The following is a 25371-nucleotide window of genomic DNA, read 5'->3' as shown; positions in this document are numbered from 1 at the left end:
GAGGGTCGAGGGTCGAGGGTCAGCAGCCTCATTTACACATAAGTAATCGTTCAACTGCTGTTTTACTCATTCGAGACTTTTCCTCATGATTAAAACATCGCCCCTTAAAAAATGCTCGCATACTCATCCAGCCCTTTGTGGCCTCTTGCCGTTAAGAACTCTAGCAGCGCTTTGGGACTGCGATTCAAGATCCGCTCAATAGGGAATTCAACCTCTTGAATTAACTCAATCGCTTTGTCAAAGCCCCCTAGACTGAAGGCAACGTGTGAATCAGACCCCAAGACCAAATAACCTCCAGCCTCTTTAACAGCACGGGCAATTGCCGTACAGTTTTTCAAGCTACCTTGTCGCGAGGTCAAAAATGAGGAGTTATTTATCTCAAGCGCTACATTGTGAGCCGCTGCGGCCTCTGCCACGCGTTTGATGTCGATTGGATAGGCAGGATTGCCCGGATGACTGATGATATCCACATTGCCACTTTCAATGCAGTTAACCAATGCCTTAGTATGAATGGCTTCAGTCGATGGCGGAAAAACAGGCTCATGAAAACCAGCCAACACGATATCCAGCGTCTGCAGATAATCGCCGAAGAAATCAATATCGCCATTCTCATTCTTGATATTGGCTTCTATGCCTCTCAGCACACCAACACCATCGACAATTCGAGGCAATACTCGCATGTTGACGAAATGCCAAAAGTGCGGCGCGTCAGCCATATCGGGCCCATGATCAGTAATGGCAAACAGCTTAATCCCCTTCTCTTTCGCCACAGCCAGATAATCATGAACCGTGCTATAGGAATGAGTAGAAGCTATGGTATGGGCATGAACATCAACAAGAAACTTCATCGGCGATTCCGTTAGTAAGTGACCTAGCAAGAGAAGAACTGTTACAGCGTTCCTAGTCTACTTATTTAAACCCAACTTCTCCATAACACAGCTCGCAGTTTAAAATCCGTTAGTCGACTCTATTCATTGCTCAACACCTGAACCTCTTTATACCTAGATACCTGCGCTTTCACTCTTCTTACTATGTCACAGACTCTGTATCGCTTATCAAAGAGAGCAAATAGCGTCCATAACTATTGTTCAGCATAGGTTTAGCAAGACGAAGGATATCGTCACTAGTTAGCCAGCGATTACGCTAGGCTATCGCTTCAAGACAAGCAACTTTTAAGCCCAGCACTATTTCTATGGTTTGAACAAAAGATGAAGCCTGCTGCAGACTGTCGAAGGTACCGATATCAAGCCAAGCAAAATCACGTCCCAGTAATTCGACCTTTAGCTGCCCGCGCTTTAAATAGGATTGATTAATTTCAGTAATTTCAAGCTCACCACGTTTTGAGGGCGTTAATCCTTTAGCGATGTCGATGACTTGATTGTCGTAAAAATAGAGTCCGATTACCGCCCAGTTAGATTTTGGTAAAGCTGGCTTTTCATCGATTGCCAAGGGGCTGAAATCAGCATCAAACTCCACCACGCCAAATCTTTCTGCTTGTTCGACTTGATAGGCAAAGATAGTCGCTCCTACCGAATCTGCATTGCTGAGATCAGCTACAGTCTGTTTCAGCGTGAGACTGAACCCCTGCCCATAAAAAACATTATCTCCCAGTACTAAACACACGCTGTCGGTACCAATAAACTCCTCTGCAATGATAAAAGCCTGTGAGATCCCTTCAGCCTTTGGTTGTACTCGATAGGAAAGCGAAATACCAAAATCGCTGCCATCGCCGAGTAAGCGCTGAAACAACATCTGTTCGTCAGGGTCGTAATGATCAAAATATCGCGGCCCCCCGCCAGCATAAGAACAGAGAGCGGATAATAGGTCATTGGCTAGCCATACACAGACACCAGCTGCTTAGATACGCCGCGTGTGATGGGATACAACCGAGTTCCAGTACCACCGGCTAATAGAGTACCTTTCACAATATTCCTATCATTCGGTGTTAGCTTAAAGCTCTCAATAGATAATACATTACCCTGAAATGAAAAATGCCCACTTCAGCAAGCCAAAGTGGGCATTTAATTTCGGGGCAAGGTTATTCTGCTAGCAAGTTCTCTAACTGCTGACGAAACTCCTTACCAAGCTTTTCATTACGTAGGCCATATTCAACAAAAGCCATCATATAACCGAGCTTGTCGCCGCAATCATGAGACTTACCCGTCATATTAAAGGCTTCAACGATGTCAGATTCGATCAGCATGTCAATTGCATCTGTCAGTTGGATCTCATCCCCTGCTCCAGCGGGTGTTCTAGCGAGTAAATCCCAGATTTTTTCTGACAAAACGTAACGACCCACAACAGCAAGATCAGATGGGGCTTCATTGATGGCTGGCTTTTCTACCATAGCCTTAATGACTGATGATTCACCAGGTGCGATATCTACTCCGCCACAATCGGCAATCCCATACTTGTTTACTTCATCTAGAGCCACTGGCGCTACCATGATCTGACTAGCTTGAGTCGCTTTATAATGTTTGATCATCGCAGCCAGGTTTTCTGAACTTTGATCGGCACTGTACTCATCTAAGATCACATCTGGCAATACAACTGCGAACGGATTGTTGCCTATACAAGGTTTAGCGCATAGCACTGCATGGCCAAGTCCCTTAGCCTCACCCTGACGTACATGCATAATAGTCACGTCTTTAGGGCAAATTGATTGCACCTCATCAAGCAGCTGACGCTTTACACGCTTCTCTAGCGTCGACTCAAGCTCATAGGAGGTATCAAAGTGGTTTTCGATAGCATTTTTACTGGCATGCGTTACCAACACAATCTCTTTCACACCGGCTGCAACGCACTCATTCACAATGTATTGAATAAGCGGTTTATCAACAAGCGGTAGCATCTCTTTAGGGATAGCCTTGGTCGCTGGAAGCATTCGGGTACCGAGCCCTGCTACAGGGATAACAACTTTCATAAAAAATTATCGTCCCATACCAAATAAAACTACTTTTATAGTCTTTAACAAAATCTTCATATCAAGTATTGATGAATGATGTTTAATGTAATAAATGTCATATTTGTGCTTCCACACAGAATCTTCAATTGAAGCACCATATGGGTAAGAAACTTGGGCAAGGCCTGTCACACCTGGCTTAACTGCATGGCGGAATCTATAATATGGAATTTCCTTCTCTAACCTTTCAATGAATACTTCTCTTTCTGGTCTCGGCCCGATAATCGACATGTCGCCCTTCAAAATGTTGATAATTTGTGGCAATTCATCTATCCGAGTCTTGCGAATAAACTTACCAACTTTAGTTACTCTTGAATCATTCTTAGAAGCCCATTGAGCACCATTAAGTTCGGCATCGGTAACCATTGACCTAAACTTGATTACATCGAACTCGACATTATATTGACCTGTTCTTTTTTGACGAAAAAAAATTGGTCCGGGGCTTTCGACTTTAATTGCAAATGCTGTAATTATGAATATAGGAAAGCAGACAAGAGCTAGAATTAGAGATGCTGTAATATCTACGAAACGTTTAGATAACTGTGTTCTCTTTGTTGATAGAATAGAAAAAGCCTTCTGATGTAAAAAGTATCCCGTCTTTAGCAACTTTACTTCTGTGTAACCAAATCTAGAATCTAAATAACTAACTAAAGGTTCTACCCAAGCCCCCTGCTCTGTAGCAGTAACAAGAAACATTTTTTGTTCATCATTTAACCTTGAACTTTCGAAATGGCAAATGACTTTAGAATGAATTTCATCAATTGAATAATCGTTAATAATTATATCAAAAGAATAATCATCAATAATTGACCCAACCTCTAGCACTAGATCATCAGGACAATAAACATATATAACTGATTGCTTTAACACTTGAGATTTAGATTTAAACCTACTAACATAAGCTTTCTTTTTAATATCATGGTGAATAGTGTTCACCTCATGATTTTCTACCCGATTGGAATTAAACATTGATCACCTAACTTATCAAAAACCGAATACTAAAACGCTGTATTTCTATTAAGCAAATAAATTTTTGCCAAAATGTTTTTTGGTAAAACTCTAGCCGGCACTCTAAAAATACAACATTTAGAGAATTGAAAAAACGTAAAAAAACCTTTATTCCAAGATTTATAAAGAAATTTATATTCGTCTCTGGCGTACGATAATCCACTTCGCCTTGTAAGCTGGCTAACTCCCGCACGCATATTAACTAGTGGCTCTTGTATATTATAGAATTTAGAACCACTATCAAGAAGTTTAAGCCAAAGATAGTAATCTTCAAAAAAGCGAACGTCTTCGTATCCCCCAACGTTAACAATCTTGTCTAATCTGAACATAACCGAAGGGTGATTAATTGGGTTTTTAAATTTCGAATATGATGATAAATCTTTATGAGACTCAGGCAATGTTCTAATGGCTGTGATTAAATCAGGTTCATTTTCAAACTCTGAAATCCAAGAACCGCATACGTCTACATCTTGATTATCAAATACATTCAACTGCTTTTCAAATCGGTCTGGTAAACAAATATCATCCGTATCCATTCTCGCTACAAGTTTGAAAGAACAATGAGATAATCCAACATTAAGAGCAACACCCAAACCACTATTTTTTTGTAAAGCAACTCGAGTTATCGGTAGCTTAGACTCCCATTTAGTCAATTCATCATATAAACCATCATTTAGTGGGCCATCTTCAACTATAATAATTTCTGAAGGCTGTATCGTTTGATTAAAGATACTATTTAAACACTGAGACAAATGCTCTGGGGTTTCTTTATTATATATCGACATTAAAACCGTAAATTTCAAAACTCATACCTCAAAATCTATTAAAACGACAGACTAATCATCATCGGAATTAAAAAGCACTTTCAAACATTGGAGTAAGCAACTTATTTCCATACTCACTCATATGATCACCATCTGAATATAAAGGACGTCCATCGAGAACAGCAATACAAACCTGACCACACAGATATTCACTGGGGGATAAAGTACTAGCAGAATTCATTTGAGCAACATCCTTGAGAATATTAATTACTCTCATATTTCTCTGGTGGTAAGCAACCACATCCACAGACATTTCTTGAGGTATGCCTAAAAGTAAACTTCTAGATAACTCTTTAGGTACGTTTTTATTCATTTCAGGCACAGGCAAAACGATATGAACAGGATGCTTCTCCGATACCTTTGAAATTGTAAGATTAAAATTTTCTTTAAACTCGGTTAGCAAATCTGAATCAATGTTCTCTTGCGTAAAGAATATTGATGGACCTCTATCAATGTCATTCCGAATTCGTTTAGGGTTAGTTTGGCCATAGAAATATGATCCAGTCCTTGCAATCCAAAAAACTGGCACTCCATAGTAATTTTCAATTAAATACTTCAACCTCTTCTCATTTACGTTAAAGCAAGAGTAATCGCCAACTTTATTCAAATTCAAAACAAAAGGACAACTTGACTTAGACAAAACAACGATGCCTTCGTGAGAAAGATCTAACGACGATGATATTGAAGTGAACAAAGCTTCAGCATGACTATCACCAACAACAACCGCTTTAACATTGTTAGCATTACCAACAATACACGGCAAAAACTTATCATTCATACAATGATAAGAATTAGAATTAACGGACTCGAACTCAGCTTTTATAACTTCATCAGGGTAGTGTTCCACTACTCCATCTGTCCAATAAATTCCTGCAGACACTATAACTACTGCAAAAAAACTGATAAAAGAAGCTTTCACTTTTGATAGATGCCCGCCCCCCTCAGGCTTTACCTTCTCAATGTAGGTAAAACTTAAAAATCCCAAAAATATAGACACCAAAAATAAACATAAAGCCAAGCCGTCAGATAAAGAATAATAATAAACAAGCACGACTACTGGCCAATGCCACAAATAAATAGAATAAGACCACTTCCCTATACTTTGCAAAAACCTATTGCTACATAAAAAGCTTCCCGAAACGTTCGATAAAATAATAAAATATGCACCAACTGCTGGAATAATAGCCCAATAACCCGGCCAAACAACATCCTCAGACAGAAATAAATAACTAATAAATATAATACCTAAGCCAAATATTAGCAAAAATCTTTTTAAAACAGAACCAAATTTAAATTGAAACAAGAAAGCTAAACCACCAAGGAGCATCTCCCAGGCTCTTGTTGGTAATAAATAAAATGACGGTGACGGCCAGTAGAAGCTCGATACCACAGAGAGTAAATAGCCAATTAAAAAACCGATGACAATAAATCTTTTTAAAGCAACAAAACTAAAGTACTCTCTCAAAATCAACAAAATAACTGGGTAGATAAGATAGAATTGCCACTCCACAGATAAAGACCAAGTGTGTAAAAGCCATTTTTCATGAGAGGCGATATCGAAATACCCTGACTCTCGCCAGTAAACGACGTTAGATAGAAACATCAAACTTGAAACAACATGTTTACTTACAGCTTTATAATCAAGTGGTGTAATAAAAAACCAACCAAAAACAATAAGTATAAAGCACAAAAAAATTAAGGCAGGATAAATTCTTTGGGCTCGTCTATAGTAAAAATCTAAAAGATTGAATGAATTACTTTCCATTCCCTGAAAGATAATTCTAGTCATCAAATAACCTGAAATAACAAAAAATACATCTACACCAGCAAACCCTCCGGGAAGTATGGAGGGGTAAAAGTGAAACAATAAAACACCTAAGACCGCAATAGCTCTAAGTCCATTTATATCACCTCTAAAGTTCATTTGTTATCTCCAAAGGGAACTTCTGTAATAAGGTGATTGTAGAAATCATCAATTTTTTTCATTTGATTTTCCCAAGAAAGATGTTCGATAGCGTAATCTCGCAAATAACAAGGATCGCAATTCAAGCTGTAATACCAATCCAAAATATCCTTAATGTTGAAATTAGAGCCATTATTTTCGATTTGGTATTTGAAACTTACGTCAAAAAATCTTTCATCAGCATTAGCAAGTATAAACGGTAATCCCCTCGCGGTATATTCCGCTGGTTTCAAAGGTGTTATGAACTCATGCCCTATGCGATAAAGCCCTAAGCTTGCAACACCTATTTGGCAATATTCAAATATAGAATCTAAGTCCTCGCCTGACCGATTCCCGTAAAAAATAACATTTTCAGTCAAATTTAACGCCTGAACCAAACCTTGCAGATAACCTAATACTTCACCGTCACCTACTATATGAAATTTAACCCTTGCTAGAACTTTACGGTCTAAAATGGACATTGACATAATAAATCTATCGTAACCATGCCAATCAGATAGATTGGCCACGCCAATGAAATTGACATCCTTATCAGCCCCTTTACTTTTTCTATTTGCATTCGACAGTTTTAAATTTTCAATATCGATTCCATTATGAATGTCTAAAGCCGGCATCCCCCATACGCTCTGAAATTTAGCACCAACATAAGTAACACCAAGTACATATTTATGTAAATATCTCCTAAAAAAGATATCAGAATAATATAGGCCGTCCTTACGATATTCTTTATCATATGGATAAGTGGGAACCTCAATGATTACCCTAGCACCTTTATTACCTAGCGCCCTCAAGAACATAAAAAACCAAGGGGTTAACCTCATATACCTAATGTAAATATAGTCAAAATCGAAATTTATTTTCCTCAACAATCTAAGCATAATAAAAACTTCCAGTAGCTTCCTAAAAAAACGATTTTTAGTACGCAAACTGAAAATTTGTTCTTCTCCAAAAGAATAGCCCTCGTTATTATACTGGCCTACAACAACAGTATGTCCATTAGCCCTTAACGCTTCAATCTGACCATATATCTTTCTTTTTACGCCTAATAATTGCTCTGGCACAAAATTTACATGTAGTACTTTCAATGAGATGCCCCTTTAAAATCACCTAATCTAAGCTTAGATACAAGATAAAAAACCAGTAACAATAGCCAATATTTACTTGTTCCATAAAAAACAGTGCTATCAAGGCTTGCCCAATTTAAAATAGACAAAGCAAAAAGGCACATTATCAGCTCTATCCCATAGGCCAATTTAAAGTCACCAGATTTAAATCTAATGGCTTTCAAATATTTAATCCCCAAACCTAGCAGCACGCCATATGAAAATGGTAATGCAAAAGAACCGAAAAATGAAAACTGAGAAAATCCATAAGAAAACAAATCAATCGGAATACCAACTGTATAAAAACCACCAAGATAATAAACTGTAAGCAACTCCCATGTTTTTACTGTTTTGGGAATACCAAATGCGGTCTGCGGAAATATACTTGTTAAGTCATAAAAAAAACCAAAACCCATTTGTTCAGTGTATTCTTTTATATTAAGAACATTAGAAAAAGTCGGAGAAAACTGAGAAATAGCTCCGTAATAAGCACTGGAATAAAGTGACCACTCACCTGTTTCTATAAAATTAGTGATAGAATTACCAAGAAAAGCCAATAAAAAAACAAAGATTGCAGGCAAAAGTAATTTTTTAAAAGAGAATTTATGGTTCTCATTTAAGTAAAGCAAATATAAAACAATAAAATACATTCCAAAATTTGCACGACTAGCTTCAATAAACAAATAAACAACAGCTACTACCACAAACAAGTACTTGATTCGGCTTTTGTAACACATCAACAACAATGAGGTATACAATATATATGGCTGAAACTTACTCCACTGCCCAACGGGAGGTTCCATCACGCCATGTGCACGATATAAGTTCGCGTTAACAATAGCTGGAACAACACCACCAACTTTATAAATATAAACTAAAGTGATAAGTGATGAAAAAAGAGAAACGAAAATCAAAAAATAAAAGAAGATGCTTTTTTTTCTATCCGAAAAATCACCAACACGAACAACCACTTTTTTACCAAGATATAGCCCTGAAAATAATGATATCGTAGACAATAAATATATAAAAAAAACCCAGAACATAGACTCAAAACTAAGTTCTGTCTTAACAACCCAAAAATTATAGCTATTTTCCTTTAACTCTTGAAATGAAAACAGATACAGAATTGGCACTACTAAATAAAAAAATGAAAAAACACAAATAAAAAATGACTCTAAACAAAATGTATTCTTTCTTAGCAAATAAACCCTGTACAAACAAAATAATAAAATTGTAAAAATAAGAAATATCAACACGAATCTCATTAAGCTACCCTTCAGCTACCTAAAGTACTGCCTTGAAAGTATTCAGATAAACATTTTGTTTTATTTCGCATGATATCTCGAGACCACATTCGTCTCAAAGCCATTCGATTGATTTCCATCTTTTCACCAGATAAGATACTTTCTAAATCATGCTCTTCAAGTTCCGAAATAGAAAATAATATTAATCCATTTCTCTTTAAATACTCGAATATTGGGTTGGACTCCATTAAAAACACTTTAGCCCCTAAGTACAAGGCGGTAATAATATTTCCCAATGCTTGCTGCCTCACATGGTTCATGATTACAATCGAACATGAACACTGTATTTCAATGTAATCATCAATAGGAAGAAAGCTTTCGAGTGGTACAAATTTATTTCCAAACCTTTTGACGCACAAATTTTTAACACAAGAAGCATAATTACGATCGCCATAACTTAAAGGCATTATTACTTTATTATTACCCAAGTTCCTTTTGGAAATCTTTTCAACAATATCAAAATGATTGTTCGTTGCGGAAGCGCTGTTACCAATCATTATATTAGTTCCATTAACTCTCCTATCCATCAACCCCTTTACAAGCGTATCTTCTAAATTTCCATAGTTCCAGTCTAAAAACTTAGGATTGAACTGTTTATAATTAGACGTAATCAACTCATACTCTTCAAATAGTACCGGACAAAAGTAATCGACCCGATTAATCACCCTCTTAACATTACCATTTAGTCTAAAATTCAGAATATAAAAAAAACTCTTCAAAAAAGGAATAAGCTTAAACTTTGACAATAGATGTTTTTTTGTTTTTGGAAGAAGTGTTTTGTGGAAAGGTAAGATTAGATCATAATAATCATACCCAAAACCTATCCATACTACCGTTACATGCCGTGGAAAATTTATGGAAAATGAGAAAAGAGAGTGTAGAATAACAACCTTATACTGCGCGATTATATTTTTTAAATTGATACTAGACAGCTCTTTACGAGACATCAATTTAACATTACTTCTTTTAATATATTTAAGTTTTTGGTCTGAAAATACAATGAGGTCATTTTCAAGTCCAACTTGGTCAAAACTTTCTAGCCCCATATCAATAAACTTTTCATCGACAGCTAAATGTAAGACTTTTAAATTATTTTTTATCAACAATTATCCCCTAACATCCAACTTACTTCATGATTGCGCTTAAAAACTATTACAAGCAGGCTATTCACCTAAGGAATGAAAATAACTTATTTTCCTACCTAGCATTAACGAAATAACTTTGATTTAATGACTTGCCTAAACTTGCCTGAAAAAAACACAGCGGTAAACATGCTAAATAAAGCTATAACGAATACAAAAATGAAATTACTAAGTCGGTCTTCAGACTCCCCAAAAAAACGATTAATCAAGAAAAACATAGAAAGAGACATCCCTAAAGTGGGAATTAATATTGTTAAAATATCTTTACCAAGCCACTTTCTAAATAAGTTTGGCTCAAGCTTATAATGTATATAACTAACCCACAAAGAAAAGTAAAAGAAATTAACAAAAAACCATACATACCCAGCGCCTATTGCACCGTATAGCGAGGCAATATGTATTACGCTAGGAATAAGGATTACCACTAGCAATATATTTCCGATCAAATGATATTTAAGGTTCCCTTTTGCATACTGCAAATAATAAGCGAAAGCCGACAAACTTAGAAATAAATTTCCAGCAGAATATAACCTTAAGATTTGTGCAGACTTTTCAGCCAACTCTATATCACCAGTCCAAGCAATTAAAAGTGGGCGTGCAGATATAATTAAAGTAACCGCAACAGAACCGGTGACAACTGAAACCAATTGCGTTGATTTTCTGTAAACACTAAGAAATTCACTACGATTATTTTCGGCATGTAACTTAGACAAGCGAGGTAAAATAGCGCTGCTTACAGGACCGCTAATAATAACAATTCCATTAGCAACAAGAACAGCCAAAGAAAAATATCCATAGTCTGCTAAAGATAAAATCCCTGATAAAATCAACTTATCAGTCTGAGTAACAAACACCCATATAGATGCCGTTAAAGCAATTGTAATGGAGAACTTTAATACAGGCTTAATCGGCGATATAGACCACCCTATATTATTTTTCAATAGACTTTTTACAGGCAATAACTCGCGGGTTTTAGAAAACAAAAAAGTTTGCTCGAGAATAGCGACTATTAGTTGATGAACAAAAAATACGATTGGAGTATAACCGAAAAACCACATACTAATAAATACAAATACAAAACGAAATGTCGCAAAGCTAGCATTAAAAGCGCTTAGAAACACTAACTTTTCAAATCCAGTTATTACTCCCTTGTATAAGCCAGACATCCATCTAAGGGATACTATGATAGAAATAATCTGAATAGTTATAATAACGTCATCTAGCGATAGTTCAGCCACATTCAACCACTTAGAAGCTATCGGCCCTGAAAATAAGAATATTGCCCCCCCACCAAAAACAGCTATCAATGCAAAGAGTACGCTTAACGCCCTATATAACTGTCTATATGCCAGCGATGAAACAGCCCCCCCATTATAACGAGCAGTTTCTCTTCCAATAGTAGGTGTTAACCCCATATCTAGCAGGCTAAACCAAGCCTGTAACATCGAATAAAATCCAACAAGTCCGTATGCTTCGGTACCCATATATTTAACATATAAAGGCAGGAGTAATATACCAATCAAAGCCACATAGATCTGACTTAAATAATTGGACATCAAATTTTTCTTAAAAGACAAGTAATCATTTCCACACTAATAATACAGGATAGACATTAGCTAAATAAACAAACTAATATCTCTCATTCAAATTTACGTTACTTATAATTACACCTTAATTTAACTTCAAGATTTACAGCGCAATCTATGAAACATTATGTCTCGTGTTAAAAATGGAATAGAATTTAAAACAGTACAATTTACAAACATGTCAGGCAATAGAACGACATTGACTGCTGGGGGGACTTATAATATGGCCCACTACCAAAAATTACAGATGCTACCATGGCATAAAACCAAATCACATTAAGGCGTTGAATTACTGTTTAATTTCTCCACTAAAAAGCAACGTGACATATAGCGATGTAAGATACATTACACGTTAAATATCTTTATATCACAAAGTAAAAATATTAAAGCCTAAAAAATTAAACATTAGGCAAACCGAATAAGCAGGCCTCAGCAACATTACACCTAAGATAACAATAAGAATTATATCCATAGCAACCCTCATAAACTTGCCTCATAAACTTGTCCCATAAAATGACTAGCAAGCTGAGGGTCCACAAACATATAAATTTAAATATCAACTACTATTGATATAGCTCCAAAACTTTCAGCTAATTGCCATACAACATTTTAACCGAAGCAATTTATAGTTTAAAAATTCCGAGACTATTCCCAACACAAGCTCTCATTTAATAAGGATACGTTGCAATATTTGTCATAGTGAAACTTTAGCAAACTCTTCTATTAACTCCAGTTCCTTATCTAAAAGTTTTTTCGAACGCCTAACGATTTTTTTAATTGGGTGCCCAGTATAAAAATTCCAGTCTTCTAATTCTGAAGAAGCTACGCTCATAGTGCCAAGTGCCACTCCATTTCCTAGTATAGCACCAGGCAACAATACGGAGTGAGCCCCAACCAATGAGTGTTTTTTCAACAAAACAGGTAAAGATTTAACCTTTTTATATTTATCGGGAACAGTCGGATTGCTCATTCCGTAACCCATAAAGTCGTCTGATGAAGAAAAAATAGAGACTTTTAATGATACTCCAACAAAATCTTCTAAGGTTATTTTTTCCGCTCCCAACAAACTTGAATATGCACCAATGTGTACAAAGTTACCTATTTCTATTCCTGACTTTCCGGCAGATAATATACAAAAATCATCTACCCTTACATTTGAACCTAAAGTAATGTTTCTTGCGTTATAAATACTCGCCTTATCAGAAATAAGGATATTTTCACCAACTTTTTTGAAACCTAACTCTTCAATTTCGTTTCTTGTTAAAAAGGCCATTTCTAATCCCTCTATTAAGCTGTACTACCAGCATCAACAGTAAAGGTAGCGCCTGTAATACCAGAAGCAACGTCAGACAAGAGGAAGACTGTCATAGCTGCGGCATCTTTAGTTTTAGCCAGCCGTCCTATACAGCTTCGCCTTTTAATTTTATCTAGTTTTTCTCCAACTAGTCCATTAGTCATGGATGTTTCCATATATCCTGGTGCAAGAGTATTTACCGTGATCTGATGCTTACCTAACTCACGAGCTAGGGATTTCGTAAAACCTGCTAGAGCTGATTTAGTTGCACCGTAAACACTCAAACCATTGAATCCAGTTGTACCAATAATTGAGCCAACATTAACTATTCTCCCTTCTTTATTAAGTAACATAGAACGAGAAACATACTTAGAAAGTAATATTGGAGCCTCAACGTTAACCTTTAGCAATTGTGATATTTCACTTTCATGCATGGTCGCCAAAACACCATCGTTACCTATAGCGGCATTATTTACCAATCCAAAAATGCGCCCGTGCTCTTTTGTTATCAATTTTACTAAAGCAGAAATTCCCTTAACATTAGAAAAATCGTACTCGTAAAATATTACATTAGATGGTTTTGCTGACTGCAAAGAAGCATAGTCATCAGATAAACTTCGACTTACACCAATGACATTATACCCGGCTTCAGCAAGCATCTTAGAAATTTCCAAACCCAAGCCTTTAGCACAACCTGTAACTATTATATTTTTCATTAACTTCTAACCTTCTTCCCTGTACTGTTTGTTTGGATAGCATCTACTACTTTCAATAGAGCAGGTACCTCAAATGCTTCCAATTTTGAACGACAGTACGCCACAATTTCTTTCTTTAACACTTTGAGCGGAATATTTTCTAGGTTTTCGACTAAAACAATTTCACATGCGACCAAAGCCCCCAAAACAGGGCTTTTTTTAGGAAAAACTTTAGCCATTAAGATTAATGAGTGTTTCTCTAAAATGGATTCAACTTTTTCAGGCATTACTTTGTTGCCACCAACATTGATAGCTCCACTGTATCTCCCTAAGAAGTACACCCGCCCATCACACAACTTAACCATATCCCCAGTATTAACAAAGCCACCACTATCGAGCTCTAGATTCCCCTTAAGTAACTTTGTACATCCGTTAAGGCTCTTGATCCACAAAATGCCGTTTTCTATTTTTAACTTACATTTAATGTGAGAATTACTACCTAAATAGCTCTCAGGAAAGCCTTCTCTTCGGTCTTTCACCGTGAAGCCTACTCCTGCCTCTGTAGAAGCGTAAATATGCACTATTTCAGACGAAGGAAAACTTTGAGAAAGTGCGTTGAGAATGCTCTGATTAGCAATCTCTCCACCTAATGTTATTCTATTAAAACAGAGCTTTGTATGTGAGGGGTCCATAAGTATTTTTCGCCAAAATGACGGCGTAGCAGACAATGAGTTAACCGACTCTTCCGAAAAGAAGCTCACTAGTTCTGCAGTACTTAATGAAAAAGGCGGCACAACAAGAACGGAACCGGAAGCAATAGATTGTATATAAACCTGCAAACCTGCAAACCTATTAACGTCATATGTTAAACCCCAGATAAAATTCTGGCCACGATCGACATCCTTCTTGGCAGTAGAGACTAGTGCCTCCAAGGTATAACTCGCTAATTTGGGACTACCAGTCGTTCCAGACGTAGGTATTAGATAATTTTTACCTCTTATTATACTTGCGTTACTTTCTATCTTGGTCGAAATGACACTTTCAATTTCAAAGCGAGACAATCGTATAACATAATCGATATCTGCAGCCTGATAAAACTCGAGGTGCGCCACATCGACCTCAAAAGGTTGTAACAGTAAACTTTGACACACACTATCAATAACAGGTAAAAACAGAGCCAAAGATTCACGATCTGCTGAAATTAAGGCGCAGTTCTTACCACTTAGGTATGGATACTCAAGACTAAAATCATCGCAAAGTTTAACCAACTCGCCAAATGTATAGCTTTTTTCTCTGAATACGAGAAATTTTCTATCCTCTGGGACTCTTTTTAGATAGTTAATTAGTCGACTCATGGGTTTAACGTTTTTCATAAATAGAAACAAACTCACCAAACGTTGTTGGATATACTGCATCTTCCATTTCTTGAAAAGGGTCAAAGTCTAACTCCTCTTCAAGTAAAGCAACTAAAATTGCAAACCCTAAAGAATTCAATCCAGTTTCAAGTAAAACCTGATCATTATCGATATCGGAATAACGTTGCTCTGAATCTATTTGCTCCAAAGCTTCATTAAATTTATCTAAAATAACACTTCTCACACATTCCCCCTTAACTAATACGCACTAAAATTAACTAAATAAAAACAAGTCATTTATCAAAAAGCAGAAAAAATTACCGTAAGTTTTATAAGCCTTCTCTCACGATCTTTACTACCTTTTTAACTTCGTCTAATGACAAGTTAGCATGCAAAGGTAAGCACAGCACACGTTTTGATGCAGAAACACTATTCACCGAACCATAGTCATGACTATCAACAAATACATTATTTAATGAGGGTGAAAAATAATGGCGACTCTCAATATTGTTTTCACACAACAAATTTGATATTTTCTTTAACTGTTCTTCACTTTCCAACAATATTGGCATATAAGCGCCATTGACATTAGCTTGAGGATGCCAGTCTGGTAACTTGACACAATCTTCTAAGCCTTTTCGATAACTATAAAACAGTTCAGAACGATGACTTAATATGTCATCGATTCCCTCAAGATTTACCAAACCAACTGCTGCTTGATATTCATTTAATTTTGCATTAATACCAACACCTACGACACCTACCCCGGTTTTAATTCCAAAATTTATCATTTCTTTAGCTTTTTCAAAGATATCATTATCTTTAAAGACTATAGCTCCACCCTCAACAGTGTGAAAAATCTTTGTCGCATGAAAACTCAAGGTACTGGCATCACCATACTCAAGAACAGATTTACTATTGAGATTAATACCAAATGCGTGAGCTGCATCATAGAGAAGCCTAAAGCCATGCTTTTTAGCAAGCTTATCCATAGAGTAAACATCACATGGGTTACCATATACATGGGTAGCTACAACCGTATCTGCTGTACAACCTTCCCTATAGGCATTGTCTACGGCCAAAGAGCTTAAATTCAGACTATTCGGATCTATATCTGCGAATGCAACCTCATCTCGCTGCCACTTGAATGCACTAGCAGTTGCAACAAAACTAAATGGCGTGATAAGGAAAGATTGTGAACCAATGGCTTTTGCTGCAACTTGTAAAGCAGATGTGCCATTATTTGTTAGAAGTAGATTTTGTACCCCTAAATAATCCTCTAATTTCAAAGTTAATTCTTGATGGAGAGGACCAAAATTAGTATACCATCCGCTATCACTTACTTTCTCTAATAATTTCTGCAATTTATTTAAATCTGGTTTAAGCGGACTATTTAAGGCTATCATAAACTCATTCCAAAAGTACTCTTAACATCACGCAATCAATTGATTATATTTAAAACACTATTCTAAAAATTAAATAACATGTTTAAACCATAGAATCAGCTTATACCTATCAGTGCTTTTAAATATTTCCCATAATCATTCTTGCCCATATTCAAAGCTTTGCTCTTCAAAGAATCCATGCTCAGCCAACCATTATTTAAAGCAATCTCCTCAAGACAGGCAATCTTAAATCCTTGGCGTTTTTCAATTGTCTCAACAAACTGAGCAGCCTCTAACAAGCTCTCATGCGTTCCAGTATCAAGCCACGCAAAGCCCCTACCGAGTATCTCTACATTCAACATCCCTAATTCAAGATATGATTGATTTAAGGATGTAATCTCTAATTCACCCCGTTCAGAAGGATTAACATTTTTTGCTTTTTCTACAACAGAATTATCATAGAAATATAATCCTGTGACAGCATAATTCGATTTGGGCTCTAAAGGTTTCTCTCTGATTGATAATACTTTTTGATTAGTATCAAATTCTACAACACCAAAACGTTCAGGATCTTTGACTTGATAACCAAACACTGTAGCCCCATTACCTAACTTTGCATTTTCAACAGCTTGGTGTAGTTTTGGTGAAAAACCTTGACCATAAAAAATATTATCCCCAAGAACTAAACAAACATCATCATTGCCGATAAATTCTTCGCCAATAATAAATGCCTGTGCTAGACCATCAGGGCTCTCTTGTATCGCATACTCTAAAGAAATCCCAAAATCTTCACCGCCACCTAAAAGGCGTTTAAATGACAATTCATCTTCAGGAGTAGTAATAATTAAAATCTCACGAATACCTGCCAACATCAATACAGAGATTGGGTAATAAATCATAGGTTTATCATAAACTGGTAACAACTGTTTAGACACCCCCATTGTAATTGGGTATAGACGAGTTCCTAATCCACCGGCTAAAACAATACCTTTCATTAAAAATAAATTTCCTATATTAATCCAACTACCTTTAAAGGCAACGTCTAAATTTCAATGCTTACAAGAAATAGTTATTAAAGCCCTAAACGCTCACGCTGATAAGATCCATCTTGCACACGTTGACTCCATACCTGATTGTCGAGGTACCACTGAACAGTTTTACGAAGGCCAGTTTCAAAGGTCTCTTCAGGCAACCAATTTAGCTTTTGACTCATTTTACTTGCATCAATGGCATACCGACGATCATGACCTGGACGATCGGTGACAAAAGTAATTTGTTCTGCATAAAGAGAATCTTTAGGCATTAACTCATCTAAAATGGCACAGATAGTTTGTACTACTTCCAAATTTTGCTTTTCATTGTGACCACCAATGTTATAGGTTTCACCAATCACGCCTTCAGTAACCACCTTATATAGGGCACGAGCATGATCTTCTACATATAACCAATCACGAATTTGGTCGCCCTTGCCGTACACCGGCAAAGACTTGCCATCCAATGCATTTAAAATCACAAGAGGAATAAGTTTTTCAGGGAAGTGGTAAGGACCATAATTATTTGAACAATTGGTCACAATTGTTGGCAAACCATATGTTCGTAGCCAAGCGCGAACTAGGTGATCACTAGATGCTTTAGATGCTGAATACGGACTACTCGGAGCATAGGAAGTTCTTTCAGTAAATAGCGTTAACTCTTCAGAGCTTTGAACCTCGTCCGGATGCGGTAAATCTCCATAAACTTCATCGGTTGAAATATGATGAAAACGAAAAGCTGCCTTTTTATCAGCAGATAGCTCGTTCCAATATGCACGAGTCGCTTCAAGAAGAGTGTAAGTACCAACGATGTTGGTTTGAATAAAGTCAGCAGGACCTGTTATTGAACGGTCTACATGAGACTCTGCAGCAAGGTGCATTACAGCATCAGGCTTGTGCTCATCTAAGACTCTGTCTAGTTCCTCCCGATCACAAATATCAACTTGCTCAAAAGCGTATCTTTCATCATTCTCTACGCTAACAAGAGACTCAAGATTGCCAGCATAAGTTAACTTGTCAACATTAATAACGCCATCTTGAGTGTTGTTTATTATATGACGAACTACCGCAGAGCCTATAAAGCCTGCACCGCCGGTAACAAGAATCTTCACTTCCAAATTCCCTTAGTATCTATCAATAGACCATTTTGAGGCTGTAACTCTTTGAACTGCTGATGATCAACTAACATTACATGAATGTCCGCAGTAGAAAATGCCTGTTCAGAGGAGACAAGCTCAATACTCGAAAGCTGCGGTGGTAATATTTCAATATTAGGCTCTACAGCAACTACTAAACCTGTATGCATTTCACTTATAAGCTTTGTAATACCAAGAGCAGGGCTTTCACGTAAATCATCTATATCAGGTTTAAAAGCAAGTCCATAACAAGCAATAGTTACATCTTTTGTCGTTTTATTTGGGTTAGCTTGTAAAAAGTCTACGATGGCCAACTTGACTTTGTTAATCACCCATTCAGGTTTCGCATCATTAACCTTACGAGCAGTATGAATTAATTGGGCTTCATCAGGAGTCTTAGACACGATGAACCAAGGGTCAACAGCAATACAATGACCGCCCACGCCTGGACCTGGCTGCAAAATATTAATTCGAGGGTGGCGATTAGCTAAGGCGATCAGCTCCCATACATCGATATCTAATTTATCGCAAATAACCGATAACTCATTAGCAAATGCAATCTGTACATCACGACAGCTATTTTCAGTTAACTTTGCCATTTCGGCTGTACGCGCATTAGTGATTACACACTCGCCTTGAACAAATGTTTTATATAGCTCAACTGAACGTTCAGAGCAACGAGAAGACATTCCACCAATCACACGATCATTGTCGACCAACTCACGAACCACATGACCTGGTAAAACACGTTCAGGGCAATGAGCTACGTTTACATCTGCTTCATTACCTGCTGTTTGCGGGAAAGATAAATCAGGACGAGCATTAGCCAACCACTCTGCAACTTGCTCTGTCGCACCAACAGGGGAAGTAGATTCTAAAATGACTAAATCCCCCTTTTTCAATACGGGTGCGATTCCATTACAAGCAGATTGGATATAACTGAGGTCGGGCTCAGGAATCTCACCTTCTTCACATGGTAGAAACGGTGTAGGCACTGCAATAAGGAATGCATCCGCTGGTTCAGCAGTCGTTACGGCCTTTAAATAGCCTTCAGTTACAGCTGAATGCACAATCATATCTAAGTCAGGTTCTACGATATGTATTTTTCCTTGATTGATTGTATCTACCGCGTGTTGGTTAACATCAACGCCAATAACCTTCTTTTTGCGGGAAGCAAACATTGCAGCAGTAGGTAGGCCGATATAACCAAGGCCTATAACTGAAATCGTTTCGAATGACATTTCTTTTCCTAAATTCTTATTTAACTAATTCTTCTAAAATTCTTTGGCAGGCTTTACCGTCACCATAGGGGTTATGCGCATAACTCATCTTTTGGTATGCATCTGCATCACTCAGGAGCTCATCTAGGTTAGTCACTATTTGGTTAACGTTAGTACCAACCAACTTAACTGTCCCTGCCTCAACGGCTTCTGGGCGCTCTGTCGTATCCCGCATGACTAAAACTGGCTTACCTAATGAAGGCGCTTCTTCCTGAATTCCGCCAGAATCCGTAAGAATGATGTGCGCCTTGTCCATGAGGTAAATGAAAGGAAGATACTGCTGAGGTTCAATCAACAAAATGTTGTCTATATCACCCAAAATACGATTTACTGGTTCTCTTACATTGGGATTCAAATGCATTGGATATAGAATTTGTACGTCAGGATGCATTTTAGCTACAGTTGCCAACGCTTCACAAATACGCTCAAATCCACCACCAAAACTTTCCCTGCGATGGCCAGTGACCAAGATCAGCTTTTTGTTTTCATCTAAGAAAGGGAACTGTTCAGCAATGGTATTTTTAAGATCTGTATCTGAGTCAATTTTGTCTTTCACCATCAATAACGCATCAATAACAGTATTACCTGTTACTATGATCTTGCTTGGGTCAAAGTTCTCTTTGAGAAGATTCTGCTTCGAAGTTTCTGTTGGCGCGAAATGATACTTAGTCAGCACGCCCGTCAAGCGGCGGTTTGCTTCTTCTGGCCAAGGAGAGTAAATATTACCAGTACGAAGGCCTGCCTCTACGTGCCCTACTGCAATTTGTTCATAGTAAGCTGCAAGACTCGCTGCAAAAGTGGTTGCTGTATCACCATGCACAAGCACGACATCTGGCTTAAATTCTTGAAGGACAGGTTGTAACTTTTGAATAATACCAGCGGTGACATCATTAAGTGTCTGCCCCGCTTTCATCAAATCAAGGTCGTAATCAGGTGTTATTTCGAACAACTCGAGGACTTGATCGAGCATTTCTCTATGTTGTGCTGTTACACAACACTTTGCTTCAAAACGGTCATCGGATGCTAAAGCATGAACTAGAGGGGCCATTTTAATTGCTTCTGGACGGGTGCCAAAAACGGTAAGCACTTTCTTTTTTGTCATTACATCTAGCCTATTTTTGACGATTTAACTATATTCAAATCGCTGTATTTCACATTTTCATCTCAGCCTTTTAAACCTAGCTGAGCCACTGTTCATCCATTTTGAGACAATCAGATTTCCGCTGTCCCATAAAAAGCCTAGGTTTTACCGTTTTTCTGCTCTATATTTAACAGCTGTGTTTCCCATAGGCCCATAAAAATTTTGCTCTAACTTTCTTTTCTTACAAAATGTCTTATAAGTACCAGCATTACAGCTAACATACCACCTAGCATGGTACCTAATACACATATTAGTGCTCGTTTGGGCTTGGCCTTTTCTTCCGGTACTAAAGCAGGGTCGATCGTCTTAAATACGTACTCATCACGTACTTCTGCGAACATGATAGTTTTGGCTTGCTCTTCGACTAGCTTGTATAAAATCGCACGGATATCAGCAACGTTCGTCTGTGCAATTTGCTTGTTTAGAAAGTCGCTGCTGCGGATGGCTTCAGCAACATCACGCTCTTTCATTACTTTGTTGATGTCTTCAACTAACCAATTGACCCATTGTTGAGCTATAGCGGGCGATAAATGCTCTACAGATACTGTTACCATGCCAGTATCCTTTGCAGAATTAACACTAACTATCTTGCTAAACTCTTTAAAAGCTTCCTGCATTGAAGGTTCAGGCTTAAAAGGGGCTTTAACTTCTCTTACCCATTTTTTTGATGCTGCATCATATAGCTCAGCGTCATATACAATGCTGTTATCAGCCATGCTCCATTTTTCTGCGGCCATCAAATCAGGTAGAAGATTGTGCTTTTGAATGAAGTCACTGGCAAACTGACGCGATTTCATCACCTCAATAGCCATTTGGGTCTTATCAACACCACCGCCACTACCTAGGTTAATACCAGCCATACTCGCTAAGCCGCCAAACTGAGAAGCAAGCGCACTTAGACCGCCGCCTTGCTCCTCACTTGCAGGAGCTAAAAGCGCTTCAGACTTATAGATATTGGGCTGCACAATGGCAAAAATAACCGAGCCAATCGCAAATACGGCTGTAATAGCAATAATTAGCCACTTGCCTTGCCAGATAACAGAAAACAGTTCTCTAAGGTCTATTTCATCATTAGCTTGTTGTACTTGAGCGCGCATATCGGAAAATTGGGCATCGCCGTAGTTTTTTATCTCGGTGGACATAGAATTTGTGTCTCTGAGTCTCATTATCCTAAGAAGAAACAAAGCACTTCGATAACTAAGCTCATCAAAGTGCTCATATTAAAGCCTATAACTTGGCTATAGTGGCCAATGCAACGGCGCTGTTATAAATAATGCCGGTAACCTGGGTCCAGAGTGTGAGGTTATCTTTATACTCTGTATCCAGCGGTACAATAATGGTGTCACCAGGATTGAGCTCAGTATTACTGCTAAACCACATTGAACGATTCGGGAGGAGCACCGAACCATTTGCCTTAATAATGTAGGTTCTGTCTTCATCGGCGCGCTCTCTGGCGCCACCAGACATCTCAAGATACTGATCTAACGTTAAGCCTTCTTTAAACCTATGAGTGGCAGCGTGTTGCACCTCACCCATTACCGCAATCGTCTGCTTAACTGACGGTACATAGAGAATATCTTGATCTTCAAGCTGAATATCGGCCTGTTCGATACCAATCGATATAGCAGACAAATCAACAACCAAACGGCCTACCGCCTTGATGTTTTCAAGGTCGGTAAGCATCATTTTAGCATCGCTGTAATTAACTACATTGCCATCTTTGGAAACACCACGAGTGGCAATATCACGGCGCAGTTGGTCTGCAAGCTTCTTAATTTCAAGCTGCTCTTGCTGGCGTACTGACTCACGAACAAACACCGAGGATGGTAAATAGGCATACTGGGTAAATCCGCCAGCACGATCGATCACGTCGGCAAGCGTTTCACCACGGCGAATGTTATACATGCCTGGGAATTTTACCTCACCACGAATCTCAACGGCTTTATTTTCTTGCCAGTCAGGCGTTGTCATTACCGTCAAGATGTCTCTGGAACTTAACACCACATTGGCACTATCAATCCCTGCCAATGCGTCATCTAAATTAACACTTGAATGGTTAACGCTAGACTCTTCGCTTCCAATTACCGTGGTGGTCAATTCTGCTCGAGCCGTGTAGGCACCTTCAACTAATCCACCAGCTGCAACGACTAAGTCTTTAACCTTAGCCCCTTGAGAAAGGGGATACACACCTGGATGACGTACCTTACCGCTTATGGCGACGACTTGCGTGCCTTTATCTGAGTTACCTTGAGCAGCTAGCTGTGCAACAACTGGATAAAGCAGCTCGCTGCGATTCATAGATCCACTGAGCTTAATGAGCTCCTTATCCTCAAATAGGTTAGCCAGCATCTTATTGACTTCACCCTTTACAAGCTGCTCTTTATCATCAGGCGCTTCTTTAGCTACAACTACACCACCAATTTGACTACGTTGTGATAGTTGCATCTTATCGAGCTGAGAGAAGCCAGCCTTAAACAGATCATTACCTACAAGGCTATCACCCGTAAGTGAGGTCACCTTTTTAACTCTATGTTTAACCAACTTATTAAGCTCGTAACGATTTTGTGTATCATCGCTATAGTTGAACAGCATGACCTTATCACGAGGGGCTAATAATAAATCTTGCGTGACATCTTTCTCGGCGATAGCGCGGCTAGGAGAGAATTGAAGTACCTTAACCTTTCCGTAGCGATTCACCTCTCTCACAATAATCGCATAATTGAGATCGGCTGAAATTGAAAGATCGCCCCAAAGTGACGGCAGAAGATCGCTTACTTTTTGGCCATTAAACCATTGGTATTTTCCTGGTCGAACGACGGCACCAACCACGGTAATGGCATCTTCAAACTGACCAGAAGCATTTTTTACGCGAATAAAGTCACCGGCTTGGGCCTTTGTTGATTTACCTTGAGTAGAAGTTAAATCGACATTCACGATACTGCGAAGGCCATTACTATTATATCGCTCTATGCTACTGCTCTTCGGATAGGCACCGGGTTTTACACCTGCGGCCATAGCTACAATATCGGCAACCGTCTCATTACGTTTCAACTCATAGATTGCAGGGCGACGCACTTCGCCAGTAATACTTACGAGTCCACCTACTGGGGGAATAAACACTACATCGCCAGAGCGCAAACGTATGTCACCCGACGCATCACCTCGCATCAGTAGATCATACAGATCCATGCTGCCGACTAGCTTGCCATTACGCTTGACCTGAATGTTACGCAGTGAACCAATCTCGTTCACCCCGCCGGCGACAAACAATGCCTGGGTGATAGTAGACAGACTCGAGACGGTATAAGAACCTGGCTTATAGGCATCACCGGCTATAAAGATACGAATAGAGCGCAGCTCACCCATGGTGATATTCGACTCAATCCCTATCATCTGCTGAGAAATACGATGACTCAGAGACTCTCGAAGCTCGGCAAAACTTAAACCCGCTACCGAGATAGGACCGAGCTCGGGGAATTGAATGCTCCCCTCTCGATTAATCACCAGGTCATATTCTTTATTCTCTTTGCCAAAGAGCTGTACCTTAACTCTGTCACCAGGACCAACCAAATACTCACCAGGAACTGGCACATCGGAGACGGGCGCAAAAGTGGTAGGTTCACCTTGAAAAAGCTCATAACCAAAACGTGCTAGCTGCTTCTTCTGTTCATCCTGTGAGAAATTAAGCTCATTAGCTGCATCGCGGGAATGATCGACCACTTCATTAGTTGCACGAGGCTGACTAAATTGATCATTTACTCGAGGCTGAACGACTTGCGGATTATCGAGATTTTGCTGCGACGCACTCGCGCCTCCAAGCATGGCAGGATCAATACCGTACTGACGAGCTAATCTCTGCTGCTCAGAGGCTGGCAGATTTTTAAACTGCTCTATCATTTGCGGCGACGGCGTGATCGCCTGCGCCTGGGGCCCCACCAAAAATAGTGCGGCAACCGCTGTTATAATGACTTTTTTGGTTCGTTGTAACACCGATAATCTCCATTGATAAAGGCAAGGTCTAAATAAAACTTTCCGGATTAAGCAGATAAAATCTAAGCCAATTACTGGCATTCGGACACGCTAGCGGCGTGGCGGCGGCCTGACTCAGTACATCCTGTACTTCACTCTTCGAGCCAGCTAAAGCTGTTAATGATTGTTCCTG

At 38.5% G+C, this 25371-nt stretch carries 20 protein-coding genes and 1 pseudogene; all 21 read right to left on the bottom strand.

Annotated features, from left to right (window positions below; all coding sequences use genetic code 11):
- Positions 1-104: 104 nt before the first annotated feature.
- Positions 105-848, bottom strand: coding sequence for a phosphatase (locus K0H80_RS07060; RefSeq protein ID WP_220073537.1), 744 nt, complete (start codon positions 846-848; stop codon positions 105-107).
- A gap of 181 nt (positions 849-1029) precedes the next feature.
- Positions 1030-1925 (bottom strand): annotated as a pseudogene (rfbA, locus tag K0H80_RS07055) (glucose-1-phosphate thymidylyltransferase RfbA).
- Between the two features lie 113 nt (positions 1926-2038).
- Positions 2039-2923, bottom strand: a complete 885-nt coding sequence (galU, locus tag K0H80_RS07050; protein WP_220073536.1) for a UTP--glucose-1-phosphate uridylyltransferase GalU — start codon at positions 2921-2923, stop codon at positions 2039-2041.
- Positions 2924-2929: 6 nt separating this feature from the next.
- Positions 2930-3931 (bottom strand): sugar transferase, encoded by a 1002-nt coding sequence (locus K0H80_RS07045; RefSeq protein ID WP_220073535.1) that lies wholly within the window; start codon positions 3929-3931, stop codon positions 2930-2932.
- 29 nt (positions 3932-3960) lie between these two features.
- Positions 3961-4773, bottom strand: coding sequence for a glycosyltransferase (locus tag K0H80_RS07040; protein ID WP_220073534.1), 813 nt, complete (start codon positions 4771-4773; stop codon positions 3961-3963).
- A 49-nt stretch (positions 4774-4822) separates the two neighbouring features.
- Entirely contained in the window at positions 4823-6718 is a 1896-nt protein-coding gene (locus tag K0H80_RS07035) for an acyltransferase family protein (RefSeq protein ID WP_220073533.1), read from the bottom strand.
- Positions 6715-7842, bottom strand: a complete 1128-nt coding sequence (locus K0H80_RS07030; protein WP_220073532.1) for a glycosyltransferase family 4 protein — start codon at positions 7840-7842, stop codon at positions 6715-6717. The genes K0H80_RS07035 and K0H80_RS07030 overlap by 4 nt, the downstream gene beginning before the upstream one ends.
- On the bottom strand, positions 7839-9062 hold the full coding sequence (locus K0H80_RS07025) for a hypothetical protein (RefSeq protein ID WP_220073531.1): 1224 nt from the start codon (positions 9060-9062) through the stop codon (positions 7839-7841). The genes K0H80_RS07030 and K0H80_RS07025 overlap by 4 nt, the downstream gene beginning before the upstream one ends.
- A 74-nt stretch (positions 9063-9136) precedes the next feature.
- Positions 9137-10267, bottom strand: a complete 1131-nt coding sequence (locus K0H80_RS07020) for a TDP-N-acetylfucosamine:lipid II N-acetylfucosaminyltransferase family protein (protein ID WP_220073530.1) — start codon at positions 10265-10267, stop codon at positions 9137-9139.
- Between the two features lie 104 nt (positions 10268-10371).
- On the bottom strand, positions 10372-11862 hold the full coding sequence (locus K0H80_RS07015) for an oligosaccharide flippase family protein (RefSeq protein WP_220073529.1): 1491 nt from the start codon (positions 11860-11862) through the stop codon (positions 10372-10374).
- Between the two features lie 724 nt (positions 11863-12586).
- Positions 12587-13165, bottom strand: a complete 579-nt coding sequence (locus K0H80_RS07010; protein WP_220073528.1) for an acyltransferase — start codon at positions 13163-13165, stop codon at positions 12587-12589.
- Positions 13166-13179: 14 nt separating this feature from the next.
- Positions 13180-13902: an SDR family NAD(P)-dependent oxidoreductase gene (locus K0H80_RS07005; RefSeq protein WP_220073527.1), complete on the bottom strand. Its 723-nt coding sequence runs from the start codon at positions 13900-13902 to the stop codon at positions 13180-13182.
- Positions 13902-15296, bottom strand: coding sequence for an AMP-binding protein (locus K0H80_RS07000; protein ID WP_220073526.1), 1395 nt, complete (start codon positions 15294-15296; stop codon positions 13902-13904). Before K0H80_RS07000 ends, K0H80_RS07005 begins: the two co-directional genes overlap by 1 nt.
- A complete protein-coding gene (locus K0H80_RS06995; protein ID WP_220073525.1) occupies positions 15241-15480 on the bottom strand; it encodes an acyl carrier protein in 240 nt (79 codons plus the stop codon). Before K0H80_RS06995 ends, K0H80_RS07000 begins: the two co-directional genes overlap by 56 nt.
- 85 nt (positions 15481-15565) lie before the next feature.
- Positions 15566-16642 (bottom strand): DegT/DnrJ/EryC1/StrS aminotransferase family protein, encoded by a 1077-nt coding sequence (locus K0H80_RS06990; RefSeq protein WP_220073524.1) that lies wholly within the window; start codon positions 16640-16642, stop codon positions 15566-15568.
- Between the two features lie 95 nt (positions 16643-16737).
- The gene (gene rfbA / locus K0H80_RS06985) at positions 16738-17616 is read right to left on the bottom strand and encodes a glucose-1-phosphate thymidylyltransferase RfbA (RefSeq protein WP_220073523.1); all 879 of its coding nucleotides are present in this window, start codon (positions 17614-17616) and stop codon (positions 16738-16740) included.
- 77 nt (positions 17617-17693) lie between these two features.
- On the bottom strand, positions 17694-18764 hold the full coding sequence (gene rfbB, locus K0H80_RS06980) for a dTDP-glucose 4,6-dehydratase (RefSeq protein WP_220073522.1): 1071 nt from the start codon (positions 18762-18764) through the stop codon (positions 17694-17696).
- A complete protein-coding gene (gene wecC / locus K0H80_RS06975) occupies positions 18761-20029 on the bottom strand; it encodes a UDP-N-acetyl-D-mannosamine dehydrogenase (RefSeq protein ID WP_220073521.1) in 1269 nt (422 codons plus the stop codon). Before wecC ends, rfbB begins: the two co-directional genes overlap by 4 nt.
- A 16-nt stretch (positions 20030-20045) precedes the next feature.
- Positions 20046-21170, bottom strand: a complete 1125-nt coding sequence (gene wecB / locus K0H80_RS06970) for a non-hydrolyzing UDP-N-acetylglucosamine 2-epimerase (protein ID WP_220073520.1) — start codon at positions 21168-21170, stop codon at positions 20046-20048.
- 206 nt (positions 21171-21376) lie between these two features.
- Complete coding sequence (locus K0H80_RS06965) at positions 21377-22351, bottom strand: Wzz/FepE/Etk N-terminal domain-containing protein (protein WP_220073519.1); 975 nt, start codon at positions 22349-22351, stop codon at positions 21377-21379.
- Positions 22352-22436: 85 nt separating this feature from the next.
- Positions 22437-25199, bottom strand: a complete 2763-nt coding sequence (locus K0H80_RS06960; protein ID WP_220073518.1) for an SLBB domain-containing protein — start codon at positions 25197-25199, stop codon at positions 22437-22439.
- Between the last annotated feature and the right edge of the window lie 172 nt (positions 25200-25371).

This window comes from Shewanella aegiceratis (genome assembly GCF_019457495.1).
Taxonomy (GTDB): Bacteria; Pseudomonadota; Gammaproteobacteria; order Enterobacterales; family Shewanellaceae; genus Shewanella; species Shewanella loihica.
Note: the sequence above shows the minus strand (reverse complement) of the source record. Positions and strands in the feature narration are given on the sequence as shown.

What these genes read in the sequence shown, in the direction of transcription:
- K0H80_RS07045 (WP_220073535.1), bottom strand. Translation starts at nt 3,931, where the DNA reads ATGTTTAATTCCAATCGGGTAGAAAATCATGAGGTGAACACTATTCAC.
- K0H80_RS07010 (WP_220073528.1), bottom strand. Translation starts at nt 13,165, where the DNA reads ATGGCCTTTTTAACAAGAAACGAAATTGAAGAGTTAGGTTTCAAAAAA.
- K0H80_RS07035 (WP_220073533.1), bottom strand. Translation starts at nt 6,718, where the DNA reads ATGAACTTTAGAGGTGATATAAATGGACTTAGAGCTATTGCGGTCTTA.
- K0H80_RS07000 (WP_220073526.1), bottom strand. Translation starts at nt 15,296, where the DNA reads ATGCAGTATATCCAACAACGTTTGGTGAGTTTGTTTCTATTTATGAAA.
- K0H80_RS07005 (WP_220073527.1), bottom strand. Translation starts at nt 13,902, where the DNA reads ATGAAAAATATAATAGTTACAGGTTGTGCTAAAGGCTTGGGTTTGGAA.
- rfbA (WP_220073523.1), bottom strand. Translation starts at nt 17,616, where the DNA reads ATGAAAGGTATTGTTTTAGCCGGTGGATTAGGAACTCGTCTATACCCA.
- wecB (WP_220073520.1), bottom strand. Translation starts at nt 21,170, where the DNA reads ATGACAAAAAAGAAAGTGCTTACCGTTTTTGGCACCCGTCCAGAAGCA.
- K0H80_RS07015 (WP_220073529.1), bottom strand. Translation starts at nt 11,862, where the DNA reads ATGTCCAATTATTTAAGTCAGATCTATGTGGCTTTGATTGGTATATTA.
- wecC (WP_220073521.1), bottom strand. Translation starts at nt 20,029, where the DNA reads ATGTCATTCGAAACGATTTCAGTTATAGGCCTTGGTTATATCGGCCTA.
- K0H80_RS07060 (WP_220073537.1), bottom strand. Translation starts at nt 848, where the DNA reads ATGAAGTTTCTTGTTGATGTTCATGCCCATACCATAGCTTCTACTCAT.
- K0H80_RS06965 (WP_220073519.1), bottom strand. Translation starts at nt 22,351, where the DNA reads ATGTCCACCGAGATAAAAAACTACGGCGATGCCCAATTTTCCGATATG.
- K0H80_RS06990 (WP_220073524.1), bottom strand. Translation starts at nt 16,642, where the DNA reads ATGATAGCCTTAAATAGTCCGCTTAAACCAGATTTAAATAAATTGCAG.
- galU (WP_220073536.1), bottom strand. Translation starts at nt 2,923, where the DNA reads ATGAAAGTTGTTATCCCTGTAGCAGGGCTCGGTACCCGAATGCTTCCA.